24 protein-coding genes and 1 pseudogene are annotated in these 25,560 nt (G+C 64.2%); 9 read left to right on the top strand and 16 right to left on the bottom strand.

Annotated features, from left to right (window positions below):
- Positions 1-91: 91 nt before the first annotated feature.
- Positions 92-1,321 (bottom strand): NAD(P)/FAD-dependent oxidoreductase, encoded by a 1,230-nt coding sequence (locus LRS08_RS06830; protein ID WP_257844383.1) that lies wholly within the window; start codon positions 1,319-1,321, stop codon positions 92-94.
- Between the two features lie 336 nt (positions 1,322-1,657).
- On the opposite strand from LRS08_RS06830, the gene LRS08_RS06825 reads away from it, so the two are divergent.
- Positions 1,658-3,139 (top strand): class I adenylate-forming enzyme family protein, encoded by a 1,482-nt coding sequence (locus LRS08_RS06825; RefSeq protein ID WP_257844384.1) that lies wholly within the window; start codon positions 1,658-1,660, stop codon positions 3,137-3,139.
- 75 nt (positions 3,140-3,214) lie between these two features.
- Here LRS08_RS06825 and LRS08_RS06820 read toward each other — a convergent pair whose 3' ends face one another.
- Both LRS08_RS06820 and LRS08_RS06815 read right to left on the bottom strand, forming a co-directional pair.
- Positions 3,215-5,530 (bottom strand): TonB-dependent receptor, encoded by a 2,316-nt coding sequence (locus tag LRS08_RS06820; protein WP_260481486.1) that lies wholly within the window; start codon positions 5,528-5,530, stop codon positions 3,215-3,217.
- A 164-nt stretch (positions 5,531-5,694) separates the two neighbouring features.
- Positions 5,695-6,510, bottom strand: coding sequence for a metal-dependent hydrolase (locus LRS08_RS06815; RefSeq protein ID WP_257844386.1), 816 nt, complete (start codon positions 6,508-6,510; stop codon positions 5,695-5,697).
- 133 nt (positions 6,511-6,643) lie between these two features.
- Here LRS08_RS06815 and LRS08_RS06810 point away from each other — a divergent pair, with 133 nt between their 5' ends.
- Complete coding sequence (locus tag LRS08_RS06810; RefSeq protein WP_257844387.1) at positions 6,644-8,182, top strand: acyl-CoA synthetase; 1,539 nt, start codon at positions 6,644-6,646, stop codon at positions 8,180-8,182.
- On the opposite strand, the gene LRS08_RS06805 is transcribed toward LRS08_RS06810, so the two are convergent.
- The 5 genes from LRS08_RS06805 to LRS08_RS06785 all read right to left on the bottom strand — a co-directional run bounded on the left by LRS08_RS06805 (position 8,183) and on the right by LRS08_RS06785 (position 11,745).
- A complete protein-coding gene (locus LRS08_RS06805) occupies positions 8,183-8,923 on the bottom strand; it encodes an SDR family NAD(P)-dependent oxidoreductase (protein WP_257844388.1) in 741 nt (246 codons plus the stop codon). It lies immediately after the preceding gene.
- Positions 8,920-9,693, bottom strand: a complete 774-nt coding sequence (locus LRS08_RS06800; RefSeq protein WP_409456294.1) for an MFS transporter — start codon at positions 9,691-9,693, stop codon at positions 8,920-8,922. Before LRS08_RS06800 ends, LRS08_RS06805 begins: the two co-directional genes overlap by 4 nt.
- Positions 9,578-10,258, bottom strand: a complete 681-nt coding sequence (locus LRS08_RS06795; RefSeq protein ID WP_409456278.1) for an MFS transporter — start codon at positions 10,256-10,258, stop codon at positions 9,578-9,580. The genes LRS08_RS06800 and LRS08_RS06795 overlap by 116 nt, the downstream gene beginning before the upstream one ends.
- A 90-nt stretch (positions 10,259-10,348) precedes the next feature.
- Positions 10,349-10,897, bottom strand: coding sequence for a glutathione peroxidase (locus LRS08_RS06790; protein WP_257844390.1), 549 nt, complete (start codon positions 10,895-10,897; stop codon positions 10,349-10,351).
- On the bottom strand, positions 10,894-11,745 hold the full coding sequence (locus LRS08_RS06785; protein WP_257844391.1) for an amidohydrolase family protein: 852 nt from the start codon (positions 11,743-11,745) through the stop codon (positions 10,894-10,896). The genes LRS08_RS06790 and LRS08_RS06785 overlap by 4 nt, the downstream gene beginning before the upstream one ends.
- A gap of 114 nt (positions 11,746-11,859) precedes the next feature.
- Between LRS08_RS06785 and LRS08_RS06780 the strand changes: the two genes are divergently transcribed.
- Positions 11,860-12,468: a UGSC family (seleno)protein gene (locus LRS08_RS06780; RefSeq protein ID WP_257844392.1), complete on the top strand. Its 609-nt coding sequence runs from the start codon at positions 11,860-11,862 to the stop codon at positions 12,466-12,468.
- A gap of 3 nt (positions 12,469-12,471) precedes the next feature.
- The gene (locus LRS08_RS06775; protein WP_257844393.1) at positions 12,472-13,524 is read left to right on the top strand and encodes a hypothetical protein; all 1,053 of its coding nucleotides are present in this window, start codon (positions 12,472-12,474) and stop codon (positions 13,522-13,524) included.
- 4 nt (positions 13,525-13,528) lie between these two features.
- On the opposite strand, the gene LRS08_RS06770 is transcribed toward LRS08_RS06775, so the two are convergent.
- The 8 genes from LRS08_RS06770 to LRS08_RS06735 form a co-directional block, all read right to left on the bottom strand.
- On the bottom strand, positions 13,529-14,053 hold the full coding sequence (locus LRS08_RS06770; RefSeq protein WP_257844394.1) for a nuclear transport factor 2 family protein: 525 nt from the start codon (positions 14,051-14,053) through the stop codon (positions 13,529-13,531).
- Position 14,054: 1 nt separating this feature from the next.
- Positions 14,055-15,044, bottom strand: coding sequence for an acyl-CoA dehydrogenase (locus LRS08_RS06765; RefSeq protein WP_066580654.1), 990 nt, complete (start codon positions 15,042-15,044; stop codon positions 14,055-14,057).
- Positions 15,041-16,201 carry an acyl-CoA dehydrogenase family protein gene (locus tag LRS08_RS06760; protein WP_066580656.1) on the bottom strand — a complete coding sequence of 387 codons (1,161 nt, stop codon included), beginning with the start codon at positions 16,199-16,201 and terminating at the stop codon, positions 15,041-15,043. Before LRS08_RS06760 ends, LRS08_RS06765 begins: the two co-directional genes overlap by 4 nt.
- Before the next feature lie 4 nt (positions 16,202-16,205).
- Positions 16,206-16,979, bottom strand: a complete 774-nt coding sequence (locus tag LRS08_RS06755) for an SDR family NAD(P)-dependent oxidoreductase (protein ID WP_257844395.1) — start codon at positions 16,977-16,979, stop codon at positions 16,206-16,208.
- Between the two features lie 111 nt (positions 16,980-17,090).
- On the bottom strand, positions 17,091-17,858 hold the full coding sequence (locus tag LRS08_RS06750; protein WP_257844396.1) for an SDR family NAD(P)-dependent oxidoreductase: 768 nt from the start codon (positions 17,856-17,858) through the stop codon (positions 17,091-17,093).
- Positions 17,858-18,658: an enoyl-CoA hydratase-related protein gene (locus LRS08_RS06745; protein ID WP_260481484.1), complete on the bottom strand. Its 801-nt coding sequence runs from the start codon at positions 18,656-18,658 to the stop codon at positions 17,858-17,860. The genes LRS08_RS06750 and LRS08_RS06745 overlap by 1 nt, the downstream gene beginning before the upstream one ends.
- The gene (locus tag LRS08_RS06740; protein WP_257844398.1) at positions 18,655-19,368 is read right to left on the bottom strand and encodes an SDR family oxidoreductase; all 714 of its coding nucleotides are present in this window, start codon (positions 19,366-19,368) and stop codon (positions 18,655-18,657) included. Before LRS08_RS06740 ends, LRS08_RS06745 begins: the two co-directional genes overlap by 4 nt.
- 99 nt (positions 19,369-19,467) lie before the next feature.
- Complete coding sequence (locus tag LRS08_RS06735; protein WP_260481483.1) at positions 19,468-20,301, bottom strand: metal-dependent hydrolase; 834 nt, start codon at positions 20,299-20,301, stop codon at positions 19,468-19,470.
- A gap of 195 nt (positions 20,302-20,496) precedes the next feature.
- On the opposite strand from LRS08_RS06735, the gene LRS08_RS06730 reads away from it, so the two are divergent.
- The 5 genes and pseudogenes from LRS08_RS06730 to LRS08_RS06705 all read left to right on the top strand — a co-directional run bounded on the left by LRS08_RS06730 (position 20,497) and on the right by LRS08_RS06705 (position 25,533).
- The gene (locus LRS08_RS06730) at positions 20,497-21,369 is read left to right on the top strand and encodes an IclR family transcriptional regulator (protein ID WP_126003401.1); all 873 of its coding nucleotides are present in this window, start codon (positions 20,497-20,499) and stop codon (positions 21,367-21,369) included.
- Positions 21,370-21,405: 36 nt separating this feature from the next.
- Positions 21,406-22,616 (top strand): annotated as a pseudogene (locus tag LRS08_RS20240) (CaiB/BaiF CoA transferase family protein).
- A 95-nt stretch (positions 22,617-22,711) separates the two neighbouring features.
- Positions 22,712-23,887 (top strand): thiolase family protein, encoded by a 1,176-nt coding sequence (locus LRS08_RS06715; RefSeq protein WP_257844400.1) that lies wholly within the window; start codon positions 22,712-22,714, stop codon positions 23,885-23,887.
- Between the two features lie 19 nt (positions 23,888-23,906).
- Positions 23,907-25,373 (top strand): AMP-binding protein, encoded by a 1,467-nt coding sequence (locus tag LRS08_RS06710; protein ID WP_257844401.1) that lies wholly within the window; start codon positions 23,907-23,909, stop codon positions 25,371-25,373.
- A complete protein-coding gene (locus tag LRS08_RS06705; RefSeq protein ID WP_257844402.1) occupies positions 25,339-25,533 on the top strand; it encodes a hypothetical protein in 195 nt (64 codons plus the stop codon). Before LRS08_RS06710 ends, LRS08_RS06705 begins: the two co-directional genes overlap by 35 nt.
- Positions 25,534-25,560 lie beyond the last annotated feature (27 nt).

The following is a 25,560-nucleotide window of genomic DNA, read 5'->3' as shown; positions in this document are numbered from 1 at the left end:
TCCTTGATACTTGGCCAATGAATGCCCGGGCACCGGCACGAGGGTACTTCGGATCGCCAGTCCCCCTCATGTGAAGGGCGGAGCTACGATCCTAGCCGGCCAACTCCTTCAACGCTGTCTCCGCGTCGACGAGCTTCACCGGATCGATTGTGAGCCGCTCGACCACCAGCTTGCGGCCCTGGACATAGTCCTTGGTCGCGTTGACGCAGTCGAGGGCGATGACGTGGCCGTCCTTCAGGTAGATGACCGAGAAGCTGCGCGTTGCCGGATCGCCGCGCACCACGCTGGCGTCATGGCCGGTCGAAAGGCCGACGGTCTGGAGCTTCAAGTCGTACTGGTTCGACCAGAACCACGGCACCGCATCATAATGCGCCTCGACCCCGGCGATGGTCTTGGCGGCGACGGTCGCCTGGTCGTTGGCGTTCTGGACCGATTCCAGCCGCACTGGCATGTCGTCGGCATAATGATTGGCGTGGAGCGCGCAGTCGCCGATTGCGAGGACATCGGGCAGCGAGGTGCGGCAATGTCCGTCCACCGCGACGCCGTTGCCGCCCTCGGCCCCGGCATCGATCAGCGGCTGAACCGCCGGGATGATGCCGATGCCGACGATCACCATTTCCGCCGGGATCACTTCGCCGTCCTTGAGGTGCACACCGGTCGCCTTGCCGTCAACGGTCTCGATGCAGTCGACCGCGACGCCCAGCCGCACGTCAACGCCATGTGCGCGATGCTCGCCCTCGAAGAAGCGCGACAGCGGTTCGCCCGCGACGCGCGCCAGCACCCGGTCGAGCGCTTCGAGCAGCACGACCTTCTTGCCAGCCTTGGCAAGCACCGCCGCAGCCTCAAGCCCGATATAGCCGCCGCCGATCACGACCGCCTGGGTCACGTCGGGCAGTTCGGCGACCATCCGGTCGGCATCGGCGCGGGTGCGGACCGTGTGGACGCCCATGGCGTCGCCGCCGCCACAGCCGAGCCGGCGCGGCGAGCCGCCCGCCGCCCAGATCAGATGGCCATAGCCGATCGTCGCGCCATCAGCGGTGGTGACGCTGTGGCCCTCGGGGTCGATGCTGGCGACGCGGCGGCCGAGCAGCATTTCGACCTTGCGCTCTTCCCAGAAGGCAGCGGGGCGGATCAGGATGCGCTCGAACGCCTTCTCGCCCGAGAAATACTCCTTCGACAGCGGCGGGCGCTCATAGGGCAGCTCGGGCTCGTCGCCGATGACCGCGATGCTCCCCTCGAACTTGGCCTGGCGCAGCGCGATCGCCGCCTGCGCGCCGCCATGTCCGGCCCCCACGATCACCACATCATAGCCGATCGTCATCTGTCCTGTTCCCAAGCTTGAGTTGGTGGCGCGCGAGGAAGCGTCGCGACCGTCGCGGCGGGTTCGGACCCTGCTGGAGCGCGCAGCGGCGGCGCCGTCACTGGCGATACCCTGACCGTCCCAACAGGCCTGGCCTTTGCCGTTGCGGCCTGACCTCATCCATTGCCACTACGCGCACATTGATTTGCCATACGGCCTTGTTGGCCAGGTTGACCAATATCTTGTCCACATCGGCCGAAGCATCAGCCTTATGCTGAATACGCCGTTTCGCGGTCCCTGGCTTTCGAGCTGCGGCCGGGCGGGATAGATTCGATGCGGACCATGAAGGTGAGGTGCATGAATTTCATAGCGCAGTTGCGAGCCTCGCTGAACGGCGCGCCGGCTCATAACCTGTTTGAATATCGCCGGCGCGATTACCCACGCGGCGAGATCAACGCGCTTGCCGAACGGACGATCTCGCTCCTCGATGCGGCGCAGGTTCCGCACGATGCTCGAATCGGTGTCGTCGTGCGCAATCGGCCGCTTCACGCGGCGGCAATGCTCGGACTCATTGCCTATGGGAGGGCACTGACCACCATCTACGCAATCCAGTCGCCCGAAGCGATGGCGGCAGAAGTCGAGGAAACGCGGTTCGGCGCGGTAATCGCGGACATGCGGGACTGGACACCGGCGCTCGAAGCGGCGGTTCGTGCAACGGGCGCCGCCGCGATCCTGCTCGACCACGATGCGATCGCGATCGAGGCGGCGGCGGGTTTTGAACGGATGGAACCCGGGCCCCGTCCCTTGATCGAAGGGGAACGCGGGATCGAGATCCTGTCGAGCGGCACGACCGGGAAGCCGAAACGTATCCTGTTTCCCTTCCGCATGCTGACGCGTGCCGTGGAGAGTGTCGCCGCAGCGCGGACGGGCATCGATCCCGAGCCGGATATTCTGACCTGGCCCTATGGCGGCATTGGCGGGATGTGCAATCTGGTGGCCGGGGTCATGCTCGAACGTCACACGACCTTGCTCGACAAGTTCAACGTGCCCGAGTGGATCGAGGCGGTTCGCAAGCATCGCCCCAAATTCCTGAGCGGCCCGCCGACGGTTGCGCGAATGGCGCTCGACGCGGGCGTGACGCGGGAGGACATGGCGAGCGTTCAATATTTCTTTGGCGGCGGCGCGGCCTTTTCGCCCGAGCTTCAGGATGAGTTCGAAGCCGCCTATGACGTCAAGGTCATCTGGGCTTATGGCGCGACCGAGTTTTGCGGGACGATCATCAGCTGGACCCCGGCGCTCTATGAAGCCTATCGCGACACCAAGCGCGGCGCGATTGGAAAGGCGCTCCCCGGCATCGAACTGCGTGTCACCGATCCCGAGACGGGCGAACCCGTGGCTGCCGGCGAGGTCGGATATCTCGAAGCGATCGTGCCGGTGGTGAAGGAGGGCTGGATCCGCACCACCGACCTGGTGACGATCGATGTGGATGGCTTCGTCTTTCACCGCGGACGCGGTGACGGTGCGATCGTCCGGGGCGGGTTCAAGGTGCTGCCTGAAAAGATCGTTTCGGCATTGCAGGAGCATCCTTCGGTCCTCGACGCGGCCGTTGTCGGCCTGCCCGACGCGCGGCTGGGCGAGGTTCCTGTCGCAGCGGTCGAGCTACGCGACGGCGCACCGCGCGTCGGCGAGGAAGCGCTGCGCGACTACGCCAAGAAGATGCTGGTCGTGCACCATGTGCCGGCCCGCATCCTCATCCTTGACCAGCTGCCGCGCACGACGTCGCTCAAGGCCGATCTGGGTGCGATCCGGCGCTTGTTCGCCGAAACTGAGCCGGCCTGAACCCCGCCTCCCATCGGTAATGAAAAGGGGAGCCGGTCGAAACCGGCTCCCCTTTTCTGTTCGACGCCTATCCCTTCAGAAGTCGAACCGGACCTCGAAGCCATAGGTGCGTGGCGCACCGACAAACCCTGCGGTGTAGCCAAGGCCCGTATTGGCCAGCTCGGTGCCGCTCGCGATATATTCGGCGTTCAGCAGATTCTTCGCCCATAGGCTGGCGCTGATGCGGCTGCCGCCGATATCGCGCAGGTCGACCCGCGCATTCACCAGCGTATAGTCACGCATGATCGACGTCGGCGACACGCGCTGTTGCGCCGCGACCCAGTTATTGTCGGACATGTTGGTCTTTGTCTGATGGTAGAGATCGACCCGCGGCGCGAGCTCTCCGGCATTGCCAAGCGGTATACGCAGCCCGAAATTGGCGCCGATCGTCCATTCCGGCGTTCCGGCAAATTGTGAGCCGGAAAGATCGACGCCGTTGGCAATCCAGCTGCGATAGGCTGCATCGACATGGGCGATGTTGACGCCGAAATCGATGAAATCGACCGGTTGAAGCTGCAGCTCGACCTCGAAGCCCTTGATCGTCGCTTCCGCCGCATTGACGATCGTCTGGGTGAAGACCCCGTTGATGAGCGACCCCTGGTTGCGCTGGATGTTGCGATAGTCCTGGGTATAGGCGGCGATGTTCAACCGTCCCTTGCCGTTACCCATGCGGAAATCGGTTTTCACGCCGATTTCATAGTCGGTCACGTCCTCGGGCAGGAACGGCGTGAACTGGGCCGGCGTCGTCGCGGAAATGTTGAAGCCACCCGTGCGGTAGCCGGTACGATGGGCGAGATAGACCAGCACACCGCGGGCGATCTTATAGTCCGCGGTGAGCGAATAGGTGAACTTGTCATAGCTCTTCGAATAGGAGGTCATGCACGGGTTCAGCGGCACGCCGGCGCCGTCGACCAGGCGGCAGCTGCCATTGCTGACGATGTTGCGCGTGGTGAGCTGGCGAAGATCATGGGTCTGGCGTCCACCTGCGGTGAATGAAAGCCCGGGCGCGAAGGCCGGGCGCCAGGTGAACTGGGCAAAGGCCGAATAGCTCTGATTGCGGACCGGGTCAGCGAAGGTGACGCGGTCGCCCTGATAAATCCCGCCGGCGGAGACACCGCCCTGGCCGCCGGTCTGCTGGCGGTCGCTGCCGCGCTCAAGGAAATAGAAGCCGCCCAGAATATAGTCGAGGCTGCCGTCGAAGATCGTGCCAAGCAGCTGAAGCTCGTCGCTATATTGCCGCACCGTCATGTCTTCACGTGACGGGAAGTAGGGAATGATGCTGCCGGCTGCATCGGTGAATGTCAGGCTGGACCCGTCGAGATCGAACGGGATGCTGGAACTTACGAAGCGATAGCCTGCGATATTCTTGAGCGTGACCCCCTGGGCGATGTCGATTTCGGTCACGTTGGAGACCGAGAAGGTTTTGATCTTCGTCTCGAGGACAAGGTCGCTGGTCGTGCTGTGAAACGGGAGCGCGTTCACCCGGTCGAGTTCTGCGACCACGTTGGGGGCGGAGCCAAAGCCGATCCCCGGAAGCCGGCCGAGCAGCTTATAGCCGATGCCGTTTTCGTCGGCGCGGAACCCGCTGACAACCGTCCGGTTCTCGATGCCATCCGCCGGCGACAGGGTCAGCGACACCCGCCAATTGTCCTTGTGCTCGTCATCGAGCTTTTGGCCGGTGGTGACATTGTTGGTGAACCCGTCGCGACGCTGGAGCGATCCGGCGACGCGCAGCTTGGCCCAGTCTGCCAGAGGGACGTTCACTGCGCCTTCGAGCCGCCAGGCATCATAGTTACCGTAGCCGCCGACGACATAGCCCTCGAACCGGTCGGTCGGCGCCTGCGGCGTGATCAGCATCGCGCCGCCGGTGGTGTTGCGGCCGAACAGCGTACCCTGCGGCCCCTTTAGCACCTGAACCGATGCCACGTCGAAAAAGGCAGAGTTCAGTCCCTGCGGACGGTTCTGCACGACATCGGCAAAATATACCGCCACCGCCGGATCCTTGGTAATATAGGGATCGAACTGGCGCTGGCCGCGGATCGCGACCTGAAGCACGTTTGAGCCGAATGCCGAGGGCTGGATCGTGAGGCCCGGCACCTTCTGGGGCAGATCCGCGACCGAGACGATGTTCGCTTCGACCAGCGAGTCCGAGGTGAGCGCGGTCACCGCGAGCGGCACGTCCTGCAGCCGTTCTTCGCGACGTCGCGCAGTGACGACGATTTCCTGCGTGCCACGCTCGAGCTGCGGATCGACCTGGGCGTCAGGCGCGCTGGTCTGGGCAAATGCAGGTGCCGTGCCCGCGGCGATGCCCATGACGAGCGGTGCCAACAGGATTCGTGTGAAGCGGGTCATGCGACGTTCCTCCCCATGATGTTTTGCTTTGTTTTGCTGTCCGTCCGGCTGAGCCAATTACCGAACCCGCCGGACGTCCCGGCATCCTGCCGCGCGGTTCAATGTGACGAAACGTCAATTCCTTCCTGGAACCGAACGATCACGGATATGCTGCGGTCGCTGGCTCAGCCCGGCGGGGCGAGCGATGCGAGATAGGCGGTCATCGCCGCCGAAGCCCGTTTGCGAGACGGGTTGTAGAAGGGCGACAGCACGGTGAGCATCTGTTTCAGGTCGCGCTTGCGGGTCATCTTGCGGTGGCTCGCGACCCTGATCTTCGACTTCTCCCGCTGCGCTTCCGACATGCTTTCCCGGTCGATCGCGATCAGATAATCGGCCACGCCGTCCATGAAGCGGGTCAGGTGGCGATAGGCGTAGAGATAGCCCCAGCAGCGATAGAGCCAGGCAAGCGGGCCGCGCCCGTAAAGCGTGTGATAGACGTCGAAACAGACGTGCCGGTGCTCGAACTCTTCGGCCAGATGCCATTTCCAGAGCTCGAGTGCAGCCGGGTCGGCGCTGCGCTCGAGCAGCGGAAGGACCTGAAAGAAGGTTTCCGCATTGCTCGATCCGATCGCCTCAAAGCCTTCCGAATAAGCAAGGTTGAAGCGCAGGGACCGGTTCTCGAGCCAGTCCCGATATTCTGCGGCGATCCGCTTCTCGAAATCGATCAGGCCGGGATAACCCTTTTCGCGCAGCATCTTGTTGAAAGCGTTGTGGCGCTTGCAATGCTCGACTTCCTGCTTGTTGAAGACCTCGATGTCGCGGGAGAGCTGCGGGTTGTGACTTGCCACGCTGGGCTGCGCCTTGAGCATCACCCGGACCAGATAGGGCTCGATGTGCGAGGGTACGATCGACGCCGCATTGTAATGCTGCGCCAGCTCGCTGTTGCGCGACCAGTGCGGATCGACCGAGCCGAATTCCATCTTGGGATATCGTGGGGTCATGGTGGCGGGATAGGCCAGCCTTGCCCGCGCGCCCATATCGTCGCGTCATTCAGCATATGGGTGATGGAGCGGCCTTGGCTCTTGTTCCTGTACGAGATGCGGCAAAGGGTGGCGCAAAGCCGGAGAGGAATTCATGAGCAAAGCGACGCTGCCGCATCTCGCGCACCACGCGAAGGAGACGCCCGACCGGCCTGCGGTGATCATGGCTGGTGCGGGCACGCTGCTGACCTATGCCGAACTCGAGGCGCGTTCGCATGCGCTGGCCGGCCAGCTTGCGGCACATGGCATCAAGGCCGAGGACCATGTCGCGATCCTGATGGAAAATCGCGCGGACTTCATGGTCGCGGCCTGGGCCGCGCAGCGCGCCGGCCTCTATTATACACCGGTCAACTGGCATCTGACCGCCGACGAGGTCAGCTATATCGTGCAGGACTGCGGTGCACGCGCGATCCTGTCGAGCGAGGCAAGGCGCGACGTGCTGGCAGGGGTGGCCGAGACCTGTGCCGATGTGGCGATCTGGTTGTGCGATCGCGGCGGCCCCTCCGGGTTTGCGCCCGAAAACGGCGACCCGCCAGCGGCGGCAGACTATGCGTCGCTCGAAGGTTCCTCGATGATCTATTCGTCCGGCACATCCGGGCGACCCAAGGGAATCAAGCGCCGCATCACGGGCGCGGCGTTCGGCCAGCTTGGCGCGGGCGACCAGATGCTTCGCGGCCTCTATGCCTGGGACGCGGAGACGATCTGCCTCAACCCCTCGCCATTATACCATGCCGGGCCGCTCAATTTCGCGATGTCGACCCACCGGTCGGGCGGAACGGTCGTGCTGATGCGCGACTTTGATCCGCTCGAGGCGCTCGAGGCGATCGGGAAATACCGGGTGAACAAGGCCTGGCTGGTGCCGACGATGATGATCCGCATGCTCAAGGCGCCGGATCGCGACCGCTATGACATCAGCAGCATCACGCATGCGGTCCACACCGCGGCGCCCTGTCCGCAGGATACCAAGCGGGCAATGATCGACTGGTGGGGGCCGGTGCTCTACGAATTCTACGCCGCGACCGAAGGCAACGGCCTGACCGCGATCACGCCGCAGGAATGGCTGGCACATCCCGGTTCGGTGGGGCGCTCGCCCGATGTCCGGATCGTCGGGGAGGATGGCGCGGTGCTGCCGGCCGGCGAGGTGGGCGTGATCTATTTCGCGTCGGACTGGACGGTGTTCGAATATCATAATGATCCGGCCAAGACCGCCGAAGCGCATGACCGCAACGGTTGGACCACGATCGGCGACATGGGATATCTGGACGAGGAGGGCTATCTCTACCTCACCGACCGCAAGACCAACATGATCATCGCCGGCGGGGTAAACATCTACCCGCAAGAGGCGGAGAATGTGCTCGCCGTCCATCCGGCGATCGAGGATGTCGCGGTGATCGGTGTGCCCCATCCCGAATATGGCGAAGAGGTGAAGGCCGTGGTGCAGCTGGCGGCCGGACAGTCGGCGTCGGCTGAACTGGCCGCCGAACTGGTGGCGCACTGCCAGTCGAAGCTGGCCAAATACAAATGCCCACGCAGCGTCGATTTTGTCGAGGCGCTGCCGCGCATGCCCAACGGCAAGCTGCTCAAGCGCGACTTGCGCGCGCGCTACTGGAACGATGCGAAGATCCGCATCTGATCAGTGGAAGGTGCGGCCGCCATCGACTGCCAGCACCGTGCCGGTGACATAGGAGGACGCTTCGCTGCTCAGGAACAGGATCGCCTCGGCCAGCTCGGACGGGCGCGCGACCCGCTTCATGGCATATTGCTGGACGAATGGCGCGTCGTCCGGGCTGGCATAGCCACCGAGCACGCCCTGGACCATCGGCGTATCGACGATACCCGGGGCGACGACATTGGCGCGGATCCGGGGTGCGAGCTCCGCGCCCAGTGCCTTGGTGAAGGCGACAAGCCCCGCCTTGGTCGCAGCATAGGCGGCGATGCCCGGCGCGTTGGGCAACAGCGCCTGTCCCGAGGCGATGTTGACGATCGTCGCGTTCCCGGTGACCTGCAAATGGGGCAAGGCCGCGCGACAGATCAGATAGGGCGCGGTCAGGTTGATCGCGACGAACCGGTCCCAGCTTTCGCGGTCGAGCGCGTCGAGCGGCTGCGATCCGGCGATGCCCGCACCGTTCACGATGCCATCGATTCCGCCCATCGCCTGGGCCGCCTTCGCTACGGCCGCGAGCAATTGAGCTTCGTCCGCCAGATCGGCGAGCACCGCCGTTCCACCGCTTGCCTGGGCCGCCGATCGCAAGAGGTCGTCGCTGCGATCCAGCAGCGCCAGCGCCGCGCCTTCGCGAGCGAATAATTCGGCCGTCGCGCGACCGATGCCGGAGGCCGCGCCGGTGATCAGGATCCGTCGCCCGGCCAGCTTCATGCCACGGCCTCCGCCGCCCGCCGCGCAGGTGCCAGCGCCAGCCGGAACAGGGCGGCTGCACAGAGACCTACAACCACATACATGATCGTCAGCGACCAATGGACCTGCATCGGATCGTGAAGCACGAAGGTTGTGATGAACGCGACCGAGGGCGGTCCAAGGCACATGCCCATCAGGTTGAACACCAGCACGAACAACGCGGAAATGCGCCCGCGATATTCGTTGGGCGTCACGATCTGGAGGTGCGCGACGGCCGGGCCGGTGAATGGTTGCAGAAAATGGAGCAGCGCATAGGCCGGGATGAACAGCCAGAGGATGCCATCGGCAAGCTGGAAGGCGATGATCGCCATCGCGACGCCGATCAGGCAGGCATAGACGAAGTATCGCAGATGCGCGTCGCGCTGGCCGCGCGCGAACCAGCGATCGACGAACCAGCCACCGAAGATGAAACCGGGAATGCCGCTGAGCGCGCCGACGGTGCCGAGAATGATGCCGACCTCCGCAACACCGAGGCCGTAGCGGCGCATCAGCATCGCCGGTGCCCAGGCCGCAGTGCCGTAGGCCATGACCGCGACCAGCCCGAAGCCGAGGAAATGACAGATGAAATAGCGGCGGTTGGCGAGGAGGAAGTGCATCACGCCCCGATCGGGAGCGTCAAGGTCGAGCTTGCGGTGCCGGCGAACCGGCTCGGGAACGAGGAACATCAGGGCGGCGATGCCGACGCCGGGCAGCCCGGTGACGAGGAAGACCAGCTGCCACGGCTCCAGCACGCCGACACCGGGCAATGCCATGGCACCCATCGCCTCGAACTTCGCGATCAGCGCGCCCCCCTGCCATATAGGCGAGCGCGCCGCCGATCGACGATCCCGTCGCGAATACGCCCAGCGCCAGCGCCAGGCGTCTGGGCGGAAACAGGTCGGCGATCATCGAATAGGCAGCGGGCGATAGCGACGCCTCCCCGACACCTACGCCGAAACGGGCCAGAAGCAAATGGGTGTAGGTGGAAGCGAGCCCGCAAGCACCGGCCGCCAGCGACCACAGAGTCATACCGAAATAGATGATCTTGCGCCGCGAATAGCGATCGACCAGCCATCCGATCGGCAAGCCGAACACGGCATAGAACAGGCCGAACGCCACGCCCTGGAGCAGTCCGATCTCAAAATCGCTGACGCCGAGGCTGGCCTTGATCGGTTCGACCATCAGCGAGATGATCTGCCGGTCGAGATACGACATGATCGCGACGAGCAGCAGGATCGTCACGCTGAACCAGGCGATGCGCGGCGAAACCGCCGATTGGACGTCGGTTTCCGCAGCAACCGTGTCGACTGTCCTCATCCCTGGCCTCATTTCCTTGTTTCCGGGCATGATGGGTCAAGCCCAGACGCCGGTCACGCCTGCGCGCCGATTGCGCACATCTATGCTCGATCAGCGCGGAAGCTGTTCTTCGATCGCTGCGAGGATCGCCGGGTCGGCGGGCAGCGTATCGGGCGCGAACCGGGCGGTGACGCTGCCGTCCGGAGCGACCACGAACTTCTCGAAATTCCATTGCACTTCGGGTGCCGGGTTCACCGCGATGCCGTGGCTCTCCAGCCTGGCACGCATCGCGCCGCCGCTGGTGCTGACGGCGGCAGGCTGCGCCTCGGTCAGGGCAGCGTAGAGCGGGTGCTTGTCCGGGCCCGCCACGACCATCTTGGCGAACATCGGGAAATCCACGGCGTAGGCGGACTGGCAGAAGTCGGCGATCTCGGCATCCGTTCCCGGCTCCTGCCCGCGGAAATCGTTGGAGGGAAACCCCAGCACTTCGAACCCCCGGTCGCGATAGGCGCGGTACAGCGCCTCAAGTCCTTCATATTGCGGGGTCAGGCCGCATTTGGAGGCGGTGTTGACGATCAGCAGCGCCTTGCCGGCATGTTCGGAGAGCCGCGTCTCGCGGCCATCGATCGTTCTTACCGGAATGTCCTGAAGCTTCGTCATGGCGATGCAATTCCTTTGCCGTTTGTTGGCGGATGTGACCGGTGCTGGTTCCAATCCAGCCAGCGCAGGATTGCGCCGCCCATGACCTGATCGCGCGCCTGTCCTTTGAGCCAGGGCAGCTCCTCGTGGAAGAAGCGCACCAGCATCGGATAGGGGCAGGGCAGGCGGCTGAGGTCCGATCCCCAGAAGGTCCGTTCGGCGCCAAAAGCGTCGAACAGCCGCCGCAGATAGGGGGTGACGTCGGGCCAGGGATGGCCCGCCGCGCTGTAGCCGGGCAGGCAGGTCGCCTTGATCGCGACATTGGGCAGCGCGGCCATCGCGATCACCTCCTCAACCTGCGCGAACGCCGTTGCGCCAGTCTTGTGAACCCGCGCACCCATATGATCGATGATCAGCCGCAGCGCGGGATATTCACGCGCGATGCGGGCGAGCAGCGGCACTTTGCCGGCAGGGGCGATCATGAGCGGGACATTCTGCGCCTGCGCTTCCGCCCAAAGCCAGTGATCGACAGTCTCGGCACCCAGGATGATCCGGGCGCCCAACATGCCGGGCTGATGCCGCCACCGGGCCAGCGAACGCAGATCGGGCGGGAGGCGCCCCATCACCGCGAAGCGGTCCGGGTGCGCCGCGGCGGCGGCGAGGACGAGGTCGTTGCGCTCCCCTTCCCAGGAAGGCGGGACAAGGATTGCGCGGGTGACGCATGCTGCGTCCATCGCCGACAGTGCCTCGACCGCGGTCATCGGATTGTCGCGCTGGGCCCGAGCGGTCCGGCCATCCGTGCCGGCGCGCGGCCATGGACGCTGGGGACAATCCGCTCCCCAGACATGGATCTGCGCATCGACGATCATGTGCCGACGATAGCATCGCAGCAGCGATCCGGCCCATCACCTGTGTGATCAAACGCCCGGTTGCTTGATCCGGGAAGATGGACGGAGAATCGTCACCGGCGAAGGAGAGAGTGCATGACCGGCCGCCTGCTCAGTCCCATCGGCACGAACAGCGTCGAGCGCCATCCCATCGCCCCGCGGCTCGATACGCTGAACGGCAAGAGGATCGGCCTGCTCGACAACACCAAGAAGAATGCGGCGCTGCTGCTCAAGGCGGCAGGCGAGATCCTGCAGCGCGACTATGGCGTCGCGGACGTGCATTTCTACCGCAAGATCAGCTCGTCGCCCGGCGCTCCCGCGGCGATGCTGGACGCACTGGCGGCGTGCGATGCGGTGATCAACGCTTATGGCGACTGCGGCTCGTGCACGTCCTGGTGCATCCATGACGGCGTGACGCTGGAGAAGCGCGGCGTGCCGACCGCGACCGTCAACAGCGACGCTTTCGTGGTGCTCGGGCAGCAGGAGGCGATCGCACTGGGCCTGCCCGGACTTCCAATCGTGATGGTGCCCCACCCGATGGGCGACGTCGCAGCAGAAATCGTTATCGAACGTGCGCACGGGATGATCGAACAGGTGGTGCGGGTCCTGACCGGCAGCGCGGCGCAGCTCGAGAGCGACTATACCGACCGCTATATCGGCGAGAGCAACAATTTCGCGCGTAGCAACATGTTCTGCGAGATCTGATCCATGACCGACGACCGATTTCTCGACCTGGCCGACGATCTCGATTTCGAGGCGGCGAACGAGGCGCTCTATCAGCTGGGCGTGACCGACGGGCTGCCCGTGATCCCGCCGACTGAAGCGCGGGTGGCGCGGATGCTGGCCGGGACACGCCGCGATGCTGGCCAGTCGCTTGGCGCGATGGGGCCGGGTTACGGCAAGGCGACGATCGAGAAGATCGCGGTCAACGCAGTCATGGCAGGTTGCCGTCCCGAATATCTGCCCGTGCTGATTGCCGCGTGCGAGGCGATGCTGGAGGACGAATTCAATCTCTATGGCATCAACGCCACCACCCATCCCGTCACGCCGATGCTGGTCGTCAATGGTCCCGCGGTCGAGCGGCTGCGCATCAACTCGGGCTATAACTGCATGGGGCCGGGCTGGCGTGCCAATGCGACCATCGGACGGGCGATCCGCCTGATCCTCATCAATATCGCCGGAGGATCACCGGGAAATGGCGACCGCGCAACGCATGGCACGCCCGCCAAATTCTCCTTCTGCATGGGCGAAAACGAGATGGCATCGCCCTGGGAGCCGCTGCACGTCCGCCGAGGGTTCGACCCCGGAGTAAGTACCGTCACTGTTCACGGCTCCGAAGCGCCCCATGAGATTAATAATCATACCAGCGAGGATGGAGCGGGCATCCTCAAGACCTTCGTCAGCACGATCTCGACGCTGGGCCATAACAACAGTTATCTCGGGCATGGCGAGGTCGCGATCTGCATCGGCCCCGAACATGCCGACACGATCGCGCGCGACGGCATCGGTCTGCGCGAGGTTCAGGAATATCTGTTCGCGAACGCGGGCAACACGCTGTCCCGACTGGTCGGGATCACCCGTGACAATTACGACGCCATGGCGCCGTTCAACCGTGACTCTGTGAGTGATCCGTTCGTGCCGCTGGTGTCGCGCCCGGAGGATTATCTCCTCTATGTGGCAGGCGGCGTCGGCAAGCACAGCATGGCGATGCCGAGCTTTGGCCTGACCAAATCGGTGACCAGGGCGATCGAACTGGATTGACCGGTCAGGGCTGCGCCGAAGCGCCCCGCCGCAGCCTTTCGATCACATCGTCGAGGTCGCGCTGGCCTTCATAGCGGCCGCCCATGTCGAGGATCAGCGCGGGGTCGACCGGCGCGTTCAGCACATGATCGACAACGAAGCTGCGATGCGCGATCCGCCAGCCGTCGTCGCGCCGAGCGAAGCTGTCGCCATAGCGGACACGGTAGATGCGATCGACCGCCGGGGTACCCCTATGCTGCTCGACGGCGAGGCACCAGCTTTCGACGAATGCGGTGTCGGCCGCGGTGAATTCGATCAGGTGATTGGCCACCATATGCGACGCACGGGGAACGCCGGGGTGGCGCGCCGCGACCGTCGCGATGAAATCCGCCACCGGCACCGCACCATCGCCCTTGTCGATGATTGCGTCGGGGTGGAATACGCTCGCGAGCAGAGCCATGTCGATCCGGTCGATCGCGCGGCAATAGAGATAGAGCTGCTCCTCGATCTGCAACCGGTCGACGATGCGTTCGGGCGACCAGTCGCGCATTCTAGGCTGCGCGCCGGTTGCCGGCATCGGCGATCGCCGGCCAGAATTCCTCGCGGCTGCAGGTCACGAACCCGCCGGCGAGGCGGCGGCGCCAGAACTGGACGCTGCCGAAATCGTCCCGCCAGGCCATCAGCCGGCGCGTGCGGTGGTTGAGCGCATATTCCTTGCTGAACCCCATCGCGCCATGAACCTGATGGCCGATGCCGATCGCGGCGTCGGCGGCATCGCCCAGCCGCGAGCGAGCGGCAGCGATGAGCGTTTCGCTGGCCGCGTCCGCCGCTGCTTCGGCAATACCGGCGGATGCGAGCATATGCGCGGCGAGCTCGGCCAGCATCTGCTGGATCACCTGGAATTTCGAGATTTCACGGCCGAACTGCTTGCGCTCGCCCGCGTAATCGATGCTGCGTGCCAGCGTCCATTCGATCGCGCCCAACATCTGCCCCGCGCGCAGAATGGCGGCGGTGCGCAACGCGGCGGACGTGTCGAGCGCGACGATCGCGCCGAGTGAGCCTCTCAGCGTGTCGCGCGGCTCGTCCGCCGCATCGAGCGCAGGTTCGATGTCCCAATTGGCCGAGGCGCTCAGCGAAATGCCGGACGGGGTGACCGCCAGTACATGATCGACGCCGCCGCCCCAGGGCACCGCATGCAGCATGGCCGCGCCATCGTCGGCAAAGGCAAGCGCGATCAACCCGTCTGCGGGGTCAAGTCCGGCCTCGGCCAGCAGCTTGTTGCCCAGCATCGTTTCGACAATCGGTCCGGGTGCAGCAGCGGCACCCATGGCGCGCAGGATCGCAAAGGAATCGCCGATATCCGCGCCGATCCCGCCCTGGCCCTCGGGTACCAGCATTCGGGTGACGCCATTCTCCTCCAGGGCTTCGTAGAGCGCCGCCGGTAGCGTGCGCTGTTCGCTCGCCTCGATCCGGCTCTGGTCGAGCGTGTCGGCAAGGATCTGTTCGACCGTTTCGCGGAAGAATGCGCGGTTCTCGCTCATCTCAGGCCAATCCCCCGCGCGATGATCCCGCGCAAAATCTCGTTGGTACCGCCACGAATGGTGAAGGCGGGTGCATAGACCTGCGCATGGCTCAGCAGGCGCCCCAGCCGCGCATTGCGGCCATTGGCAGTCAGATCTTCGGAGGCGACGAGGTTGCGCACGACGCGCACCGCCTCCTGCTCGAATTTGGTACCGAGGTCCTTGACGATCGAGGCCTCGAGATTGGGTGACAATCCGCGCTGGATCATGCTGGCTACCGACATTGAAAGCTGGCGCAGCGATAGGAGATGCGAGAGCAGCCGCCCGAGTTCCTCAAGGCTCGCCGGCTGGGCGTCCGGGCCGAGAATGTCGATCAGTTCGGAGACCAGCCGGAAGCTCGACAGCCACCGTTCGGGTCCGGATCGTTCATAAGCGAGTTCGGCCGAGACCTGGTTCCAGCCATTGCCTTCCTGCCCGATCAACGCGTCGTCCGGGACGAACACGTCCTCGAGCAGCACCTCGTTGAAGTCATGTTCGCCGGCCATCGAGATGATCGGACTGATGGTGACGCCCGGCGTCTTGAGATCGACGATCAGCTGGCTGAGACCGGCATGGCGCGAACCCTCGACCGTCGAGGTCCGAACGAGCGTGATCATGTAGTGAACGCGGTGTGCATTGGTGGTCCAGATCTTGCGCCCGTTGATGCGCCAGCCGCCCGCGACCTTTTCCGCGCGCGCCTTGAGCGAGGCGAGGTCGGACCCCGATTCCGGCTCGCTCATCCCGATGCAGAAATAGCAGTCACCCGCAGCGATCCGGGGCAGGTAGAAGTCTTTCTGCGCGTCGTTTCCGAACTTGAGCAGAACCGGACCACTCTGCCGGTCCGCTACCCAATGTGCGCCGACAGGGAGTGCGGCGGCGAGCAGCTCCTCGTTCATCACATAGCGCTCGAGCGCGGTTCGCTCGCCGCCGCCATATTGCCTGGGCCAGGTCAGGCCGATCCATCCCTGTGCCGCGATCCGCTTGGTGGTTTCGATATCGAAGCCGAGGCCGATCTTTTCCGGCGGCGGCAAATGCCCTTCCGCGCGTTCGCGTGCGACGAAAGCGCGGACCTTCGCACGCAGCGTCTCGGCGGCTTCGGGGAGTTCGGGCAGGTCCAGATGAAGGGCGGTTGCGGACATAGGCTCAGGCCGTGATGTGCGAACCGCCATTCACCGACAGATGCTGTCCGGTGATGAAGGCGGCGGCGGGAGACAGCAGGAAGGCGATGGAATTGGCCGCCTCCTCCTTGGTCAGGAACCGGCCGAGCGGAATATTGGCGAGATAGCGATCGCGGAATTTTTCGCTGCGCACCGTCTCGGTCATGTCCGTCTCGACGATACCATAGGCGACCGAGTTGGTGCGGATCCCGTAGCGGCCCCATTCGCGTGCGGCCGACATGGTCAGGCCCAGTACGCCGGACTTGGCCGCGCCATAGTTGATCTGGCCGATCGTGCCCTTGCGGCCCGCATCCGACGAGATGTTGACGATGGCCCCGGGATCGCTCTCGCCGCTCTTGGCGCGAGCGATCATGTCCATGCCGACCGCCTGAAGCATGTTGAACGCGCCGGTCAGGTTGACGTCGATCACCGCCTGCCAGTCATCGGCGGTCATCTTGTCGATCATCGCAGTGCGGGTGATGCCCGCATTGTTCACCAGGCCATGGATACCGCCGAAGCGCGCAGCGGCCTCCGCCACAGCCTGTTTCACGAACGCGCGATCCGTGACGCTGCCGGCGATCTTCATCGCCTTGCCCGAATCGAACGATGCCAGCGCCGCGTCGAGTTGTTCTTCGCTGCGATCGAGCAGGATGACATTGGCGTCGAGCGCAGCGCAAAGCTGTGCGGTCGCCAGCCCGATCCCCTGTGCAGCTCCCGTGATCAGGATGGTGCGGCCTGACAGGTTCATTGGATTGGTCACGAAATTATTCCCCGAAATCGAAGTCTCCCGATCCGGTATGACGCGGCGCGCTCAGGGGGCAACCAGCGCAAGGCAAGCATCACGGGGATGCTGAAACAGCGTCAAGAACGCCTATCCGGGCATGGTCGCGCCGCCATTCACCCGCAGGATCTGACCGGTGACATAGCGGCTGGCATCGGAGGCGAGATAGAGCATGGCATGGGCGATGTCGGCAGGCTCGCCGGTTGCGCCGATCGGCGAACGGGCAGCGTTGCGGCGGAGCGTTTCCTCAAGCTTGTCCGCCGTCATTCGCGCCTGACCGGTCATCCCGGTCAGGACGAAGCCCGGCGCGACGGCATTGACGCGTATCTGCTTCGGCCCAAGCTCGACCGCCAGGCTGCGCGTCAGCATGTTCACCGCGGCCTTGGTCATCGCATAGACCGACAGGCCCGCCATCGGTTGGTCCGCGGCATTGGACGACACGTTGATGATCGTGCCCCCTCGCGTCCCCATCGCGCGTGCGGCGGCGGCGCAGCCCCAATAGGTGCCGTCCATGTTGATCCGCGCGATGCGCGCATAGGCCTCCGGTTCAGCATCGACCAGATCGAACAGGCCCGCTGTGCCAGCGACATTCGCCCAGATATCGATCGGGGCAATGGACGCGGCGAACCGGGCCAGCCGTTCGAGCGCCTGGGGGGCGGACAGATCGGCTGCGAAGGCATGCGCGGACTTGCCGATCTCGGCTGCGCGTGCGGCCAGCATCTTTCCGTCGATATCGGCCATCACGACCGTTGCGCCCATCGCGACATAGAAGCGTGCCGTTTCGAGCCCGATGCCGGATGCGGCCCCGGTAACGACAGCGAGCCGGTCATCCAGCCGATATACCGCGAGCGGATCCATCACTTGCCCTTATAGGCGGGCGGGCGCTTTTCCACCGCAGCCGCGACCGCCTCATGCTGATCGTCAGTCTGTTGGACGACGGCCTGCATCGCCGATGCGATCTCCAGTGCGGCGGACAGATCGAGCCGCGCCGATTCGCGCAGCAATCGCGTATTGAGCCGGATCGAATGGGCGGGATGCCGGGCGATCCGCTTCGCGAGTGCCTTGGCTTCATCGAGCAGCGTGGCGTGCGGCACCACGCCACTGACAAGCCCGATCTCGAGCGCACGTGCAGCATCGATCGTGTCACCGGTAAGCGCCAGTTCCGCCGCAGCCGATGCGCCGATCGCGCGATTGAGGAACCATGCGCCGCCGGCCGCCGAAGTCAGACCGAGCTTGATGAAGCTCTCCGCGAACTTTGCCCGTTCCGACGCGATGCGCATGGTGCACATCGTGGCGAAGTCCATCCCCGCGCCCATCGCTGCGCCATTGACCGCCGCGATCGAGGGGACTTCGAGGTCATACAGCGCGCGCGCGATCGTCTGCACGCCGGCCTGATAGGTCCGGCGGATTTCCGCCGCATTGCCTGCGAAGTGATTTGCGCGGGCATACATGTCCTTGATGTTGCCGCCCGCGCAGAACACGTCGCCTGCACCCGTCAAGATCACACAGCTGACGCTCATGTCCGAATTGGCTTCGGCGCAGGCGGCAACCAGCGCGCGCGTCAGCTCGGGGCTCAGCGCATTGCGCGTCGCGGGATCATCGATCGTCAGGATCAGGATCGGCCCCTCACGCTCGGCCTTGAGGACGGGGCCGCTCATGCAGAAGCCCTTTCGCGTGCCGTTTCGGGTTTGCCGATCTGGTCGCGTGATTCCAGCCTCAGGATCGGTCCGGCGAAGGTTTCGGGATCTTCGATGATCGCGCAGACATGCTCACCGACCTCGGTGTCCATCACCCAATGCGGTTCGGCGATGTCGCGCTTGCGCTCGCCATTGATCATGCTGATCAGCATGAGCTCGCGTATCTGCGCACCGTCGCGATATTCTCTGGCGAAGCCGCGGTACATCATCCGTTGTGCCGCCTGGAGCATCGAAAGCTGAGCCATTTTGGGGAGGATGAAGTCCGCTGTGCCGCCGCCGATCCCGATCAGCATCCCGTCTCGTGGCAGCCGTGGGAGCATCGCCTTGATCGCATGGAAATGGGTCAGCAAATTGGACGCATAGACCTCCGCCATTTCGGCGCTCGACCATTCGAGCAGGGGCTTTGCCGCATTGGGTGCATTGACCGCGATGGCGACTGCATCGATGCCCCCAAACGGCACCTGCGCTGCCTCCCACAATGCGATCGCGGCCTCGACCGAGCCGAGATCGCCGACCACGGTGGCGATGCCTGAGCCGTCATCATAGCGAACAAGGCGCTCGGCGTTTCGGTCCCCGGCGACAAGCCGGAAGCCCTGTGCGTGCGCGCCGCGGACGATGCCCTGTCCGATGTCCCCGCAAGCGCCGAGGACGAGAAGCCGTTTGGCTGCCATTTTGCTGTTCCTTCCGGGCACGATCCTAGACGCGGTGCCGCGCGCTGACACCGTGGCGCCGACGATCAACACATCCGTGCTGGGATGGCCCGGGACAGCCTAGGCTGTCCCGGCAGCCGGCTTGCGGGCGTAGCGATCGAGGACTTCCTGTAGGCCGCGCGGCGGCAACCGGTCGGCGGGCTTGTAGAAAGGCGACAGGATGCGCTTGAGATGCGCCTTGGCGTGCCGACCGGTGACCTGCTGGACATGCTGCTGCCGCGCGATCGAAGCGGCGCGTTCCTCCGCGCTCATGCCCTCGCGGTCCTTATCGAGCAGATAGGTCTGCACTTTGCGCACATGGCCGCGGATATGCTTTACCGCGTAGAAGAACGCCCAGATACGATAGAGATATGCGATCGGTCCGCGACCGAACAATGCGTGATAGACGTCGTGCGCCACCTCGCGATGCTCATATTCCTCGGCCAGATGCCATTTCCACATTTCGACCGCTTCGGTATCGGCGCCATCGAGGAATGGCGCGAAATCCTCGAAGAAATTGTCGACCGCGACGGAACTGACCGCCTCGAATCCCTCCGAATAGGCGACGTTGAAGCGCAGCGATTTGGTCTTCAGGAAGCGATCGTAATCCGCCTCATATTCCTTCTCGATCGCCAGCATGCCTTCATAACCGTCAGCGCGCAGCGCCTTGTTGAACAGCAGATGCTGCCGGCAATGCTGCATCTCCTGCTTGATGAAGATCGCCAGATCCTTGTGAAGTTTCTCATATCGGGCGGGCAGCGCAGCCTGCGCTTGCAGCATCACCTTGACCAGATAGGGTTCGATATAAGCCGGGACGGTCGATGCCGCGTTCTGCATCTGCGCGAATTCGCGATGCGGCGCCCAATGCGCCCGGACTTTCGAGAAATCCCATTTGGGAAAGCGTACCTGCATCATGCCTCTCCGGATGCGGCGGTTCTACGATCCGCCATGGCCAGAAAATAACATATTGTCGGCTTTTCGGGGAGGAGGGTGGAGCATATCACATATGTGATCCGTCTGCTATGGACAGCACGGATGTGATTGAGGCAGCTTGCGGTTGCCGATGGATCGCAAGCGCTCGTCAGCAGCGCCGAAATTAGGAGAGAACCGATGGCACGTCGCCGTTCGGCCCCGTCGCGAGACCGTATTCTGGTTCGCGCGCCGATTGAGAACAAGACCGTCAAATCTGCCGGTCGAGTGCTTGAAATCCTTGAATATTTTGACGATTTGCAACGTCAGTCGACGGTGATGGAGATCGCCGATGCGCTTGGCTATCCCCAGTCCAGCACCTCCGCGCTCCTTCGCAGTCTGGTGAGCTTGGGTTACCTCAACTATGATCCAATGGCGCGCACCTACATCACTTCGAGTCGCGTTGCGCTCCTTGGCAGCTGGGTCAACTCGCAGTTTTTTGCAGAGGGCGCCATCATCTCCATGATGAAGGAGCTAAACGAGCAGACGGGCGACACCATCGTCCTTGCCGTGCGCAACGGTCTGCATATCCAGTACATCCATGTGATCCAGGCGACCAGTCCGGCGCGACTGCACATGACGCTTGGGACCGTGCGCCCGCTCGCCGCATCGGGCGCGGGCTATGCGCTGCTCAGCACCATGACCGATTCGGAGATCACCCGGCTGGTGATGCGGATCAATGCCGAAGCGCAGGATGGCGAAGCTCTGGTCAAGATCCGCGACCTGCTCGAGGAGATCGCCGTGATCCGGCGCAAGGGCTATGCGTTCACCTGCGACATGGTGACCCGCGGCGGCGGCATCATCGCCGCGCCGCTGCCCCGGATCAGCGGGCAGCAGCGCATGATCGTCGGCATCGGCGGCATCAGCGAAGTGATGCGCGGGCGCGAGGAGGAACTGTCCAAGGCGCTGATGGAACAGATCGACGCGCGCTTTGGCCGCGGCAGCCGCAACGTCGTGCAGATGCCCAACCGGGAGCCGTCGCGCATCGTCATGCCGAGCCTGCAAACCGCGTGATGCGCTGCCTGCCAATCTGACCAATCGGGGGATCGAATGACGAACATGAACAAGGGTGCGGCACCCCTTGCCGGGCGCCGTGTCCTTGACTTGTCGCGTGTGCTGGCCGGCCCCTGGTGCACGATGGTGCTCGCGGACCTGGGTGCCGAGGTCACCAAGGTCGAGCATCCGCGCGGTGGTGACGACACGCGCCATTGGGGCCCGCCCTATACCGGTGGCGAGTCGGCCTATTATCTGTGCGCCAACCGCAACAAGCGCAGCATCGCGCTCGATATCTCGAAGCCCGAAGGACAGCGCATCGTGCGCGACCTGGCGGCGCAGGCCGATGTGCTGGTCGAGAATTACAAGCTTGGCGGGCTGGAGAAGTTCGGCCTCGGCTATTCATCGATCGCCGCGATCAACCCGCGCATCGTCTATTGTTCGATCTCGGGCTATGGGCGGCGCTCGCCCATCGCGGAGCGGCCCGGCTATGACTATGTGATCCAGGCCGAGGGGGGCTGATGTCGGTCACCGGCCCGGTCGATGGCGAGCCAATGAAGGTCGGGGTGGCTGTTGCCGATCTTTTCACCGGCATGGCGGCGGCGCAGGCGATCCTGGCGGCGCTGATCGCCGCCGATCGCGACGGGGCCGGGCAGCATCTCGACATGGCGCTCTATGATTGCCAGCTTGCGATGCTGGCCAATGTCGGCAGCGCCGCGCTTGTCGCCGGCACCGAGCCGCGCCGCTATGGGAACGGCCATCCGACGGTCGTGCCCTATCAATTGTTCGATACCCGCGACGGACAGGTAGTGGTCGCGGTCGGCAATGATGCGCAGTTCGCGGCCTTCGCAACCCGTCTGCTCGACCGGCCCGATCTCGCGACGGATGAACGGTTCGCGAAGAATGGTTCGCGCGTCGCCAATCGCGATGCGCTGCTGGCGGAGATCATGCCGCTGATGCGCGAGCACACGACCGAATGGTGGTTGGCGGGTCTGCGATCGGTCGGCGTACCGACCGGCGCGGTGCGTCAGGTTGGGGAAGCGCTCGCCGCGCCGGAAGCGACTGCGCGCGATATGGTCGCTAAGGTCGCGCATCCGAGCGCAGGCGAGCTGAAGCTCGTTGCTTCCCCGCTCAAGCTTGGCCGTACGCCGGTTGTCTCGCCGGTCGCCCCGCCGATGCTAGGCCAGCACAGCCGGACCGTGCTGGCAGAGCTCGGCTATCGAGCGGACGAGATCGAGGCGCTCCTCGAGACGGGCGTTATCGCCTGAACGCGGTCACGTATGTGATGAAACAGACAGTTGCACACGCAGCTTTGGAAAGCTGACATGATGTCAGCTATGCCGCGGACAGGAGAAGGATGAACATGACGGGAATCGACGTCGTCATCACTGGCATCGGACAGTCTGCGGTCGGGCGAAAGCTGCCGCAGTCGGGCCTCGAGCTGACCGTGGACGCGGCGCTTGAGGCGATCGCCGACGCCGGGCTGACTGTCGCCGACATCGACGGCATGTCGACCTTTCCGGGCCGCCGGCCCGATGCGATCCCGTTCTCCCCAGTCGGCACGATGGATCTCAAGGAAGCGCTCGATTTCAAACTGAACTGGTTTGCCGGGGCGATGGAAGGGTCGGCGCAGCTTGGTTCCATCATCAATGCCTATGCTGCGATCAAGGCGGGGTTGGCGCGGCACGTCCTGTGTTTCCGTACCGTCAAGGAAGGGTCGGGCGGGGCGTCGTGGAAGGAGAATGCCGAAGTCCGCACGCAACGCGTTCGGCTCGACGGCGAATTTCAGTATATTTTCCCCTATGACGCGATCTCGGCGACCAACTGGTTGTCGCAATATGCGCAGCGCCATTTTCATCTGTACGGGACCCGGCGCGAGCATCTTGGCGCGATCGCACTCAACGCGCGGCGCGGCGCGATGGACAATCCCAAGGCGCTGTTCCGCGAACCGATGACGATGGACGATTATCTGTCGGCGCGGATGATCAGCACGCCGTTCGGTCTGCTCGATTGCGATGCACCGACCGATGCCTCGACCGTGATCCTGCTCTCCGCCGCGGATGCGGTGGCAGACCGCAGCAAGCCGGTCGTGCGCATCGACTCGGTGGGTGGTGGCATCCATGGCCGGGCCGCCTGGGACCAGGCGGACATGCCGCGCATGGCGGCACATGATGCGGCACGGATGCTGTGGTCGCGAACCGATTTGAAGCCTGCGGACGTCGATGTCGCGCTGCTCTATGATGGGTTCAGTTTCCTCGCATTGACCTGGCTCGAGGCGATGGGGTTTTGCGGGATCGGCGAGGGCGGCGCGTTTGTCGAAGGCGGCAGCCGAATCGCGCGTGACGGCGCGCTGCCGCTCAATCCGCATGGCGGGCAATTGTCCGGTGGGCGCACCCATGGCTTCGGTTTCATTCACGAAGCTGTGGTCCAGCTTCGCGGGCAGGGCGGAGCACGGCAGGTTGCCGGAGATCCCAAGGTTGCAGCGGTCACCAATGGCGGCGGTCCGATGGCGGGCGCGATGCTGCTGGTACGCGACTGAACAAGATGAGAGGACGATCATGACGAACCCCAACTGGTCTCCCGGCACGCAGACGACCACGGTCGAAGTGCTGCGGAGCGCCCTGGCGAAGCGCGGCCCCAACTGGGAGTTCGTGGATTATTCGGGCGAGAAGTACACGCTTGGCTTCCTCGACGCGCAGAGCACGAGCCTTGCCCATGCCTTGCGGGCATCGGGCGCGCGTCCCGGCGAATGCGTGATATCGATCCTCGACAACTGCGTCGAACAGCTGCTGCTGCTGTTCGCCTGCGCAAAGATCGGCGCGGTCCATGTCCCGCTCAATACCGCCTATAAGGGCGAGTATCTGCGCCACCAGGTCGCGGACTCGCGGGCCGCCGTGCTGGTCGCCGAAAAGGAATATGTCGAGCGGCTGATCGCGATCGAGGGTGGCCTGCCCGACGCCCGGGTGCTGCTGATCAAGGGCGAGCTGCCGGAAGGCATGGCGGCGAACAAGCTCGAGATGCGCATGCTCGCCGATGTGCTGGTCCCGACCGAGGAGCCCACGGGCCATGAGAGCAAGCCCGGCGATCTTGCGATGCTGGTCTACACCGCCGGCACCACCGGCCCCTCCAAGGGCTGCATGATCAGTCAGAACTATCTGTGCAACCAGGCACGACAGCTTGCGACCTGCCTTCATTATGACGGGGATGATGTCGTGTGGACGCCGTTGCCCGGCTTCCACATGAACCAATATTCCGCGACCGTCCTGTCGTCGATGATGGTTGGCGGGAAATGCGCGATCTATCCGCGCTTCTCGGTGTCGCGTTTTTGGGACGAGCTGGAGCGGGTCGGCGCGACCGTCACTCATATCCTCTCGTCGATGGTGCGGTTTGTGGCCGAGGCGCCCGACAACCCCGCCTCGTTGCGTTACAAGGGCAAGCTGCGCGTGGCAGGGGGCGCGCCGTTTCCTGAAGAGCTGCAGACGATCTGGCGCGAACGCTTTGCGCCCAAACATGTCCATGCGCCCGTAGGCTACGGCCTGACCGAATGCGCGATCGTCACGAGCGTCGACATGACCGTGCCGCGCCCCACCGCAAGCTCGGGCACCCACAATGACGATTTCGAGGTGATGATCGTCGACGATGACGACGCTGAGGTTCCGGCCGACACGCCAGGCGAAATCCTGGTCCGCCCGAAAAAGCCCCATGTGATGTTCGAGGGCTATTGGGGCCGGCCCGCCGAAACGATGAAGGTGCTCAAGAACTTCTGGTTCCACACCGGCGACATCGGCAAGTTCGACGCTGACGGCTGGTTCTACTTCCTCGACCGGAAGAAGGACTATCTGCGCCGCCGCGGCGAGAATATCTCCTCGATGGAAGTGGAGGGGGTGTTCAGCCTGCATCCCGCCATCCAGGAAGTCGCCGTCCATGCCGTGCTCGCCGATCTGGAGGACGATGTGAAGGCGACGATCGTCCTCGTCGAGGGGGGCGGGGTTGACCGAGGAAGAACTGTGCCGCTGGTCGGTTGAGAACCTGCCCTATTTCGCGGTGCCGCGCTTTATCGAATTCCGCGCGGCGTTGCCCAAGAACCCCGTCGGACGTGTGCTCAAATATGAGCTGCGCGATCAGGGGATCACTGAGGCGACCTGGGACCGCGACACCTCGTCGGTCGAACTGGTCAAGCGCTGAGCTGAACCGCCTTTACGCAGGGTGCGG

Source organism: Sphingomonas sp. J315, from assembly GCF_024666595.1.
In the GTDB taxonomy this organism is placed as follows: domain Bacteria; phylum Pseudomonadota; class Alphaproteobacteria; order Sphingomonadales; family Sphingomonadaceae; genus Sphingomonas.
The sequence above is the reverse complement of the archived record's forward strand: the minus strand, read 5'-3'. Positions and strand labels throughout refer to the sequence as shown.

Excerpts from the sequence above, each read along its gene's own strand:
- LRS08_RS06760 (WP_066580656.1), bottom strand. The coding sequence starts at position 16,201 with ATGTCCGCAACCGCCCTTCATCTGGACCTGCCCGAACTCCCCGAAGCC.
- LRS08_RS06715 (WP_257844400.1), top strand. The coding sequence starts at position 22,712 with ATGACGGGAATCGACGTCGTCATCACTGGCATCGGACAGTCTGCGGTC.
- LRS08_RS06710 (WP_257844401.1), top strand. The coding sequence starts at position 23,907 with ATGACGAACCCCAACTGGTCTCCCGGCACGCAGACGACCACGGTCGAA.
- LRS08_RS06745 (WP_260481484.1), bottom strand. The coding sequence starts at position 18,658 with ATGAGCGGCCCCGTCCTCAAGGCCGAGCGTGAGGGGCCGATCCTGATC.
- LRS08_RS06820 (WP_260481486.1), bottom strand. The coding sequence starts at position 5,530 with ATGACCCGCTTCACACGAATCCTGTTGGCACCGCTCGTCATGGGCATC.
- LRS08_RS06780 (WP_257844392.1), top strand. The coding sequence starts at position 11,860 with ATGACCGGCCGCCTGCTCAGTCCCATCGGCACGAACAGCGTCGAGCGC.
- LRS08_RS06825 (WP_257844384.1), top strand. The coding sequence starts at position 1,658 with ATGAATTTCATAGCGCAGTTGCGAGCCTCGCTGAACGGCGCGCCGGCT.
- LRS08_RS06815 (WP_257844386.1), bottom strand. The coding sequence starts at position 6,510 with ATGACCCCACGATATCCCAAGATGGAATTCGGCTCGGTCGATCCGCAC.
- LRS08_RS06740 (WP_257844398.1), bottom strand. The coding sequence starts at position 19,368 with ATGGCAGCCAAACGGCTTCTCGTCCTCGGCGCTTGCGGGGACATCGGA.
- LRS08_RS06775 (WP_257844393.1), top strand. The coding sequence starts at position 12,472 with ATGACCGACGACCGATTTCTCGACCTGGCCGACGATCTCGATTTCGAG.
- LRS08_RS06805 (WP_257844388.1), bottom strand. The coding sequence starts at position 8,923 with ATGAAGCTGGCCGGGCGACGGATCCTGATCACCGGCGCGGCCTCCGGC.
- LRS08_RS06810 (WP_257844387.1), top strand. The coding sequence starts at position 6,644 with ATGAGCAAAGCGACGCTGCCGCATCTCGCGCACCACGCGAAGGAGACG.
- LRS08_RS06750 (WP_257844396.1), bottom strand. The coding sequence starts at position 17,858 with ATGGATCCGCTCGCGGTATATCGGCTGGATGACCGGCTCGCTGTCGTT.
- LRS08_RS06785 (WP_257844391.1), bottom strand. The coding sequence starts at position 11,745 with ATGATCGTCGATGCGCAGATCCATGTCTGGGGAGCGGATTGTCCCCAG.
- LRS08_RS06770 (WP_257844394.1), bottom strand. The coding sequence starts at position 14,053 with ATGCGCGACTGGTCGCCCGAACGCATCGTCGACCGGTTGCAGATCGAG.
- LRS08_RS06830 (WP_257844383.1), bottom strand. The coding sequence starts at position 1,321 with ATGACGATCGGCTATGATGTGGTGATCGTGGGGGCCGGACATGGCGGC.
- LRS08_RS06765 (WP_066580654.1), bottom strand. The coding sequence starts at position 15,044 with ATGAGCGAGAACCGCGCATTCTTCCGCGAAACGGTCGAACAGATCCTT.
- LRS08_RS06735 (WP_260481483.1), bottom strand. The coding sequence starts at position 20,301 with ATGATGCAGGTACGCTTTCCCAAATGGGATTTCTCGAAAGTCCGGGCG.
- LRS08_RS06730 (WP_126003401.1), top strand. The coding sequence starts at position 20,497 with ATGGCACGTCGCCGTTCGGCCCCGTCGCGAGACCGTATTCTGGTTCGC.
- LRS08_RS06790 (WP_257844390.1), bottom strand. The coding sequence starts at position 10,897 with ATGACGAAGCTTCAGGACATTCCGGTAAGAACGATCGATGGCCGCGAG.
- LRS08_RS06795 (WP_409456278.1), bottom strand. The coding sequence starts at position 10,258 with ATGAGGACAGTCGACACGGTTGCTGCGGAAACCGACGTCCAATCGGCG.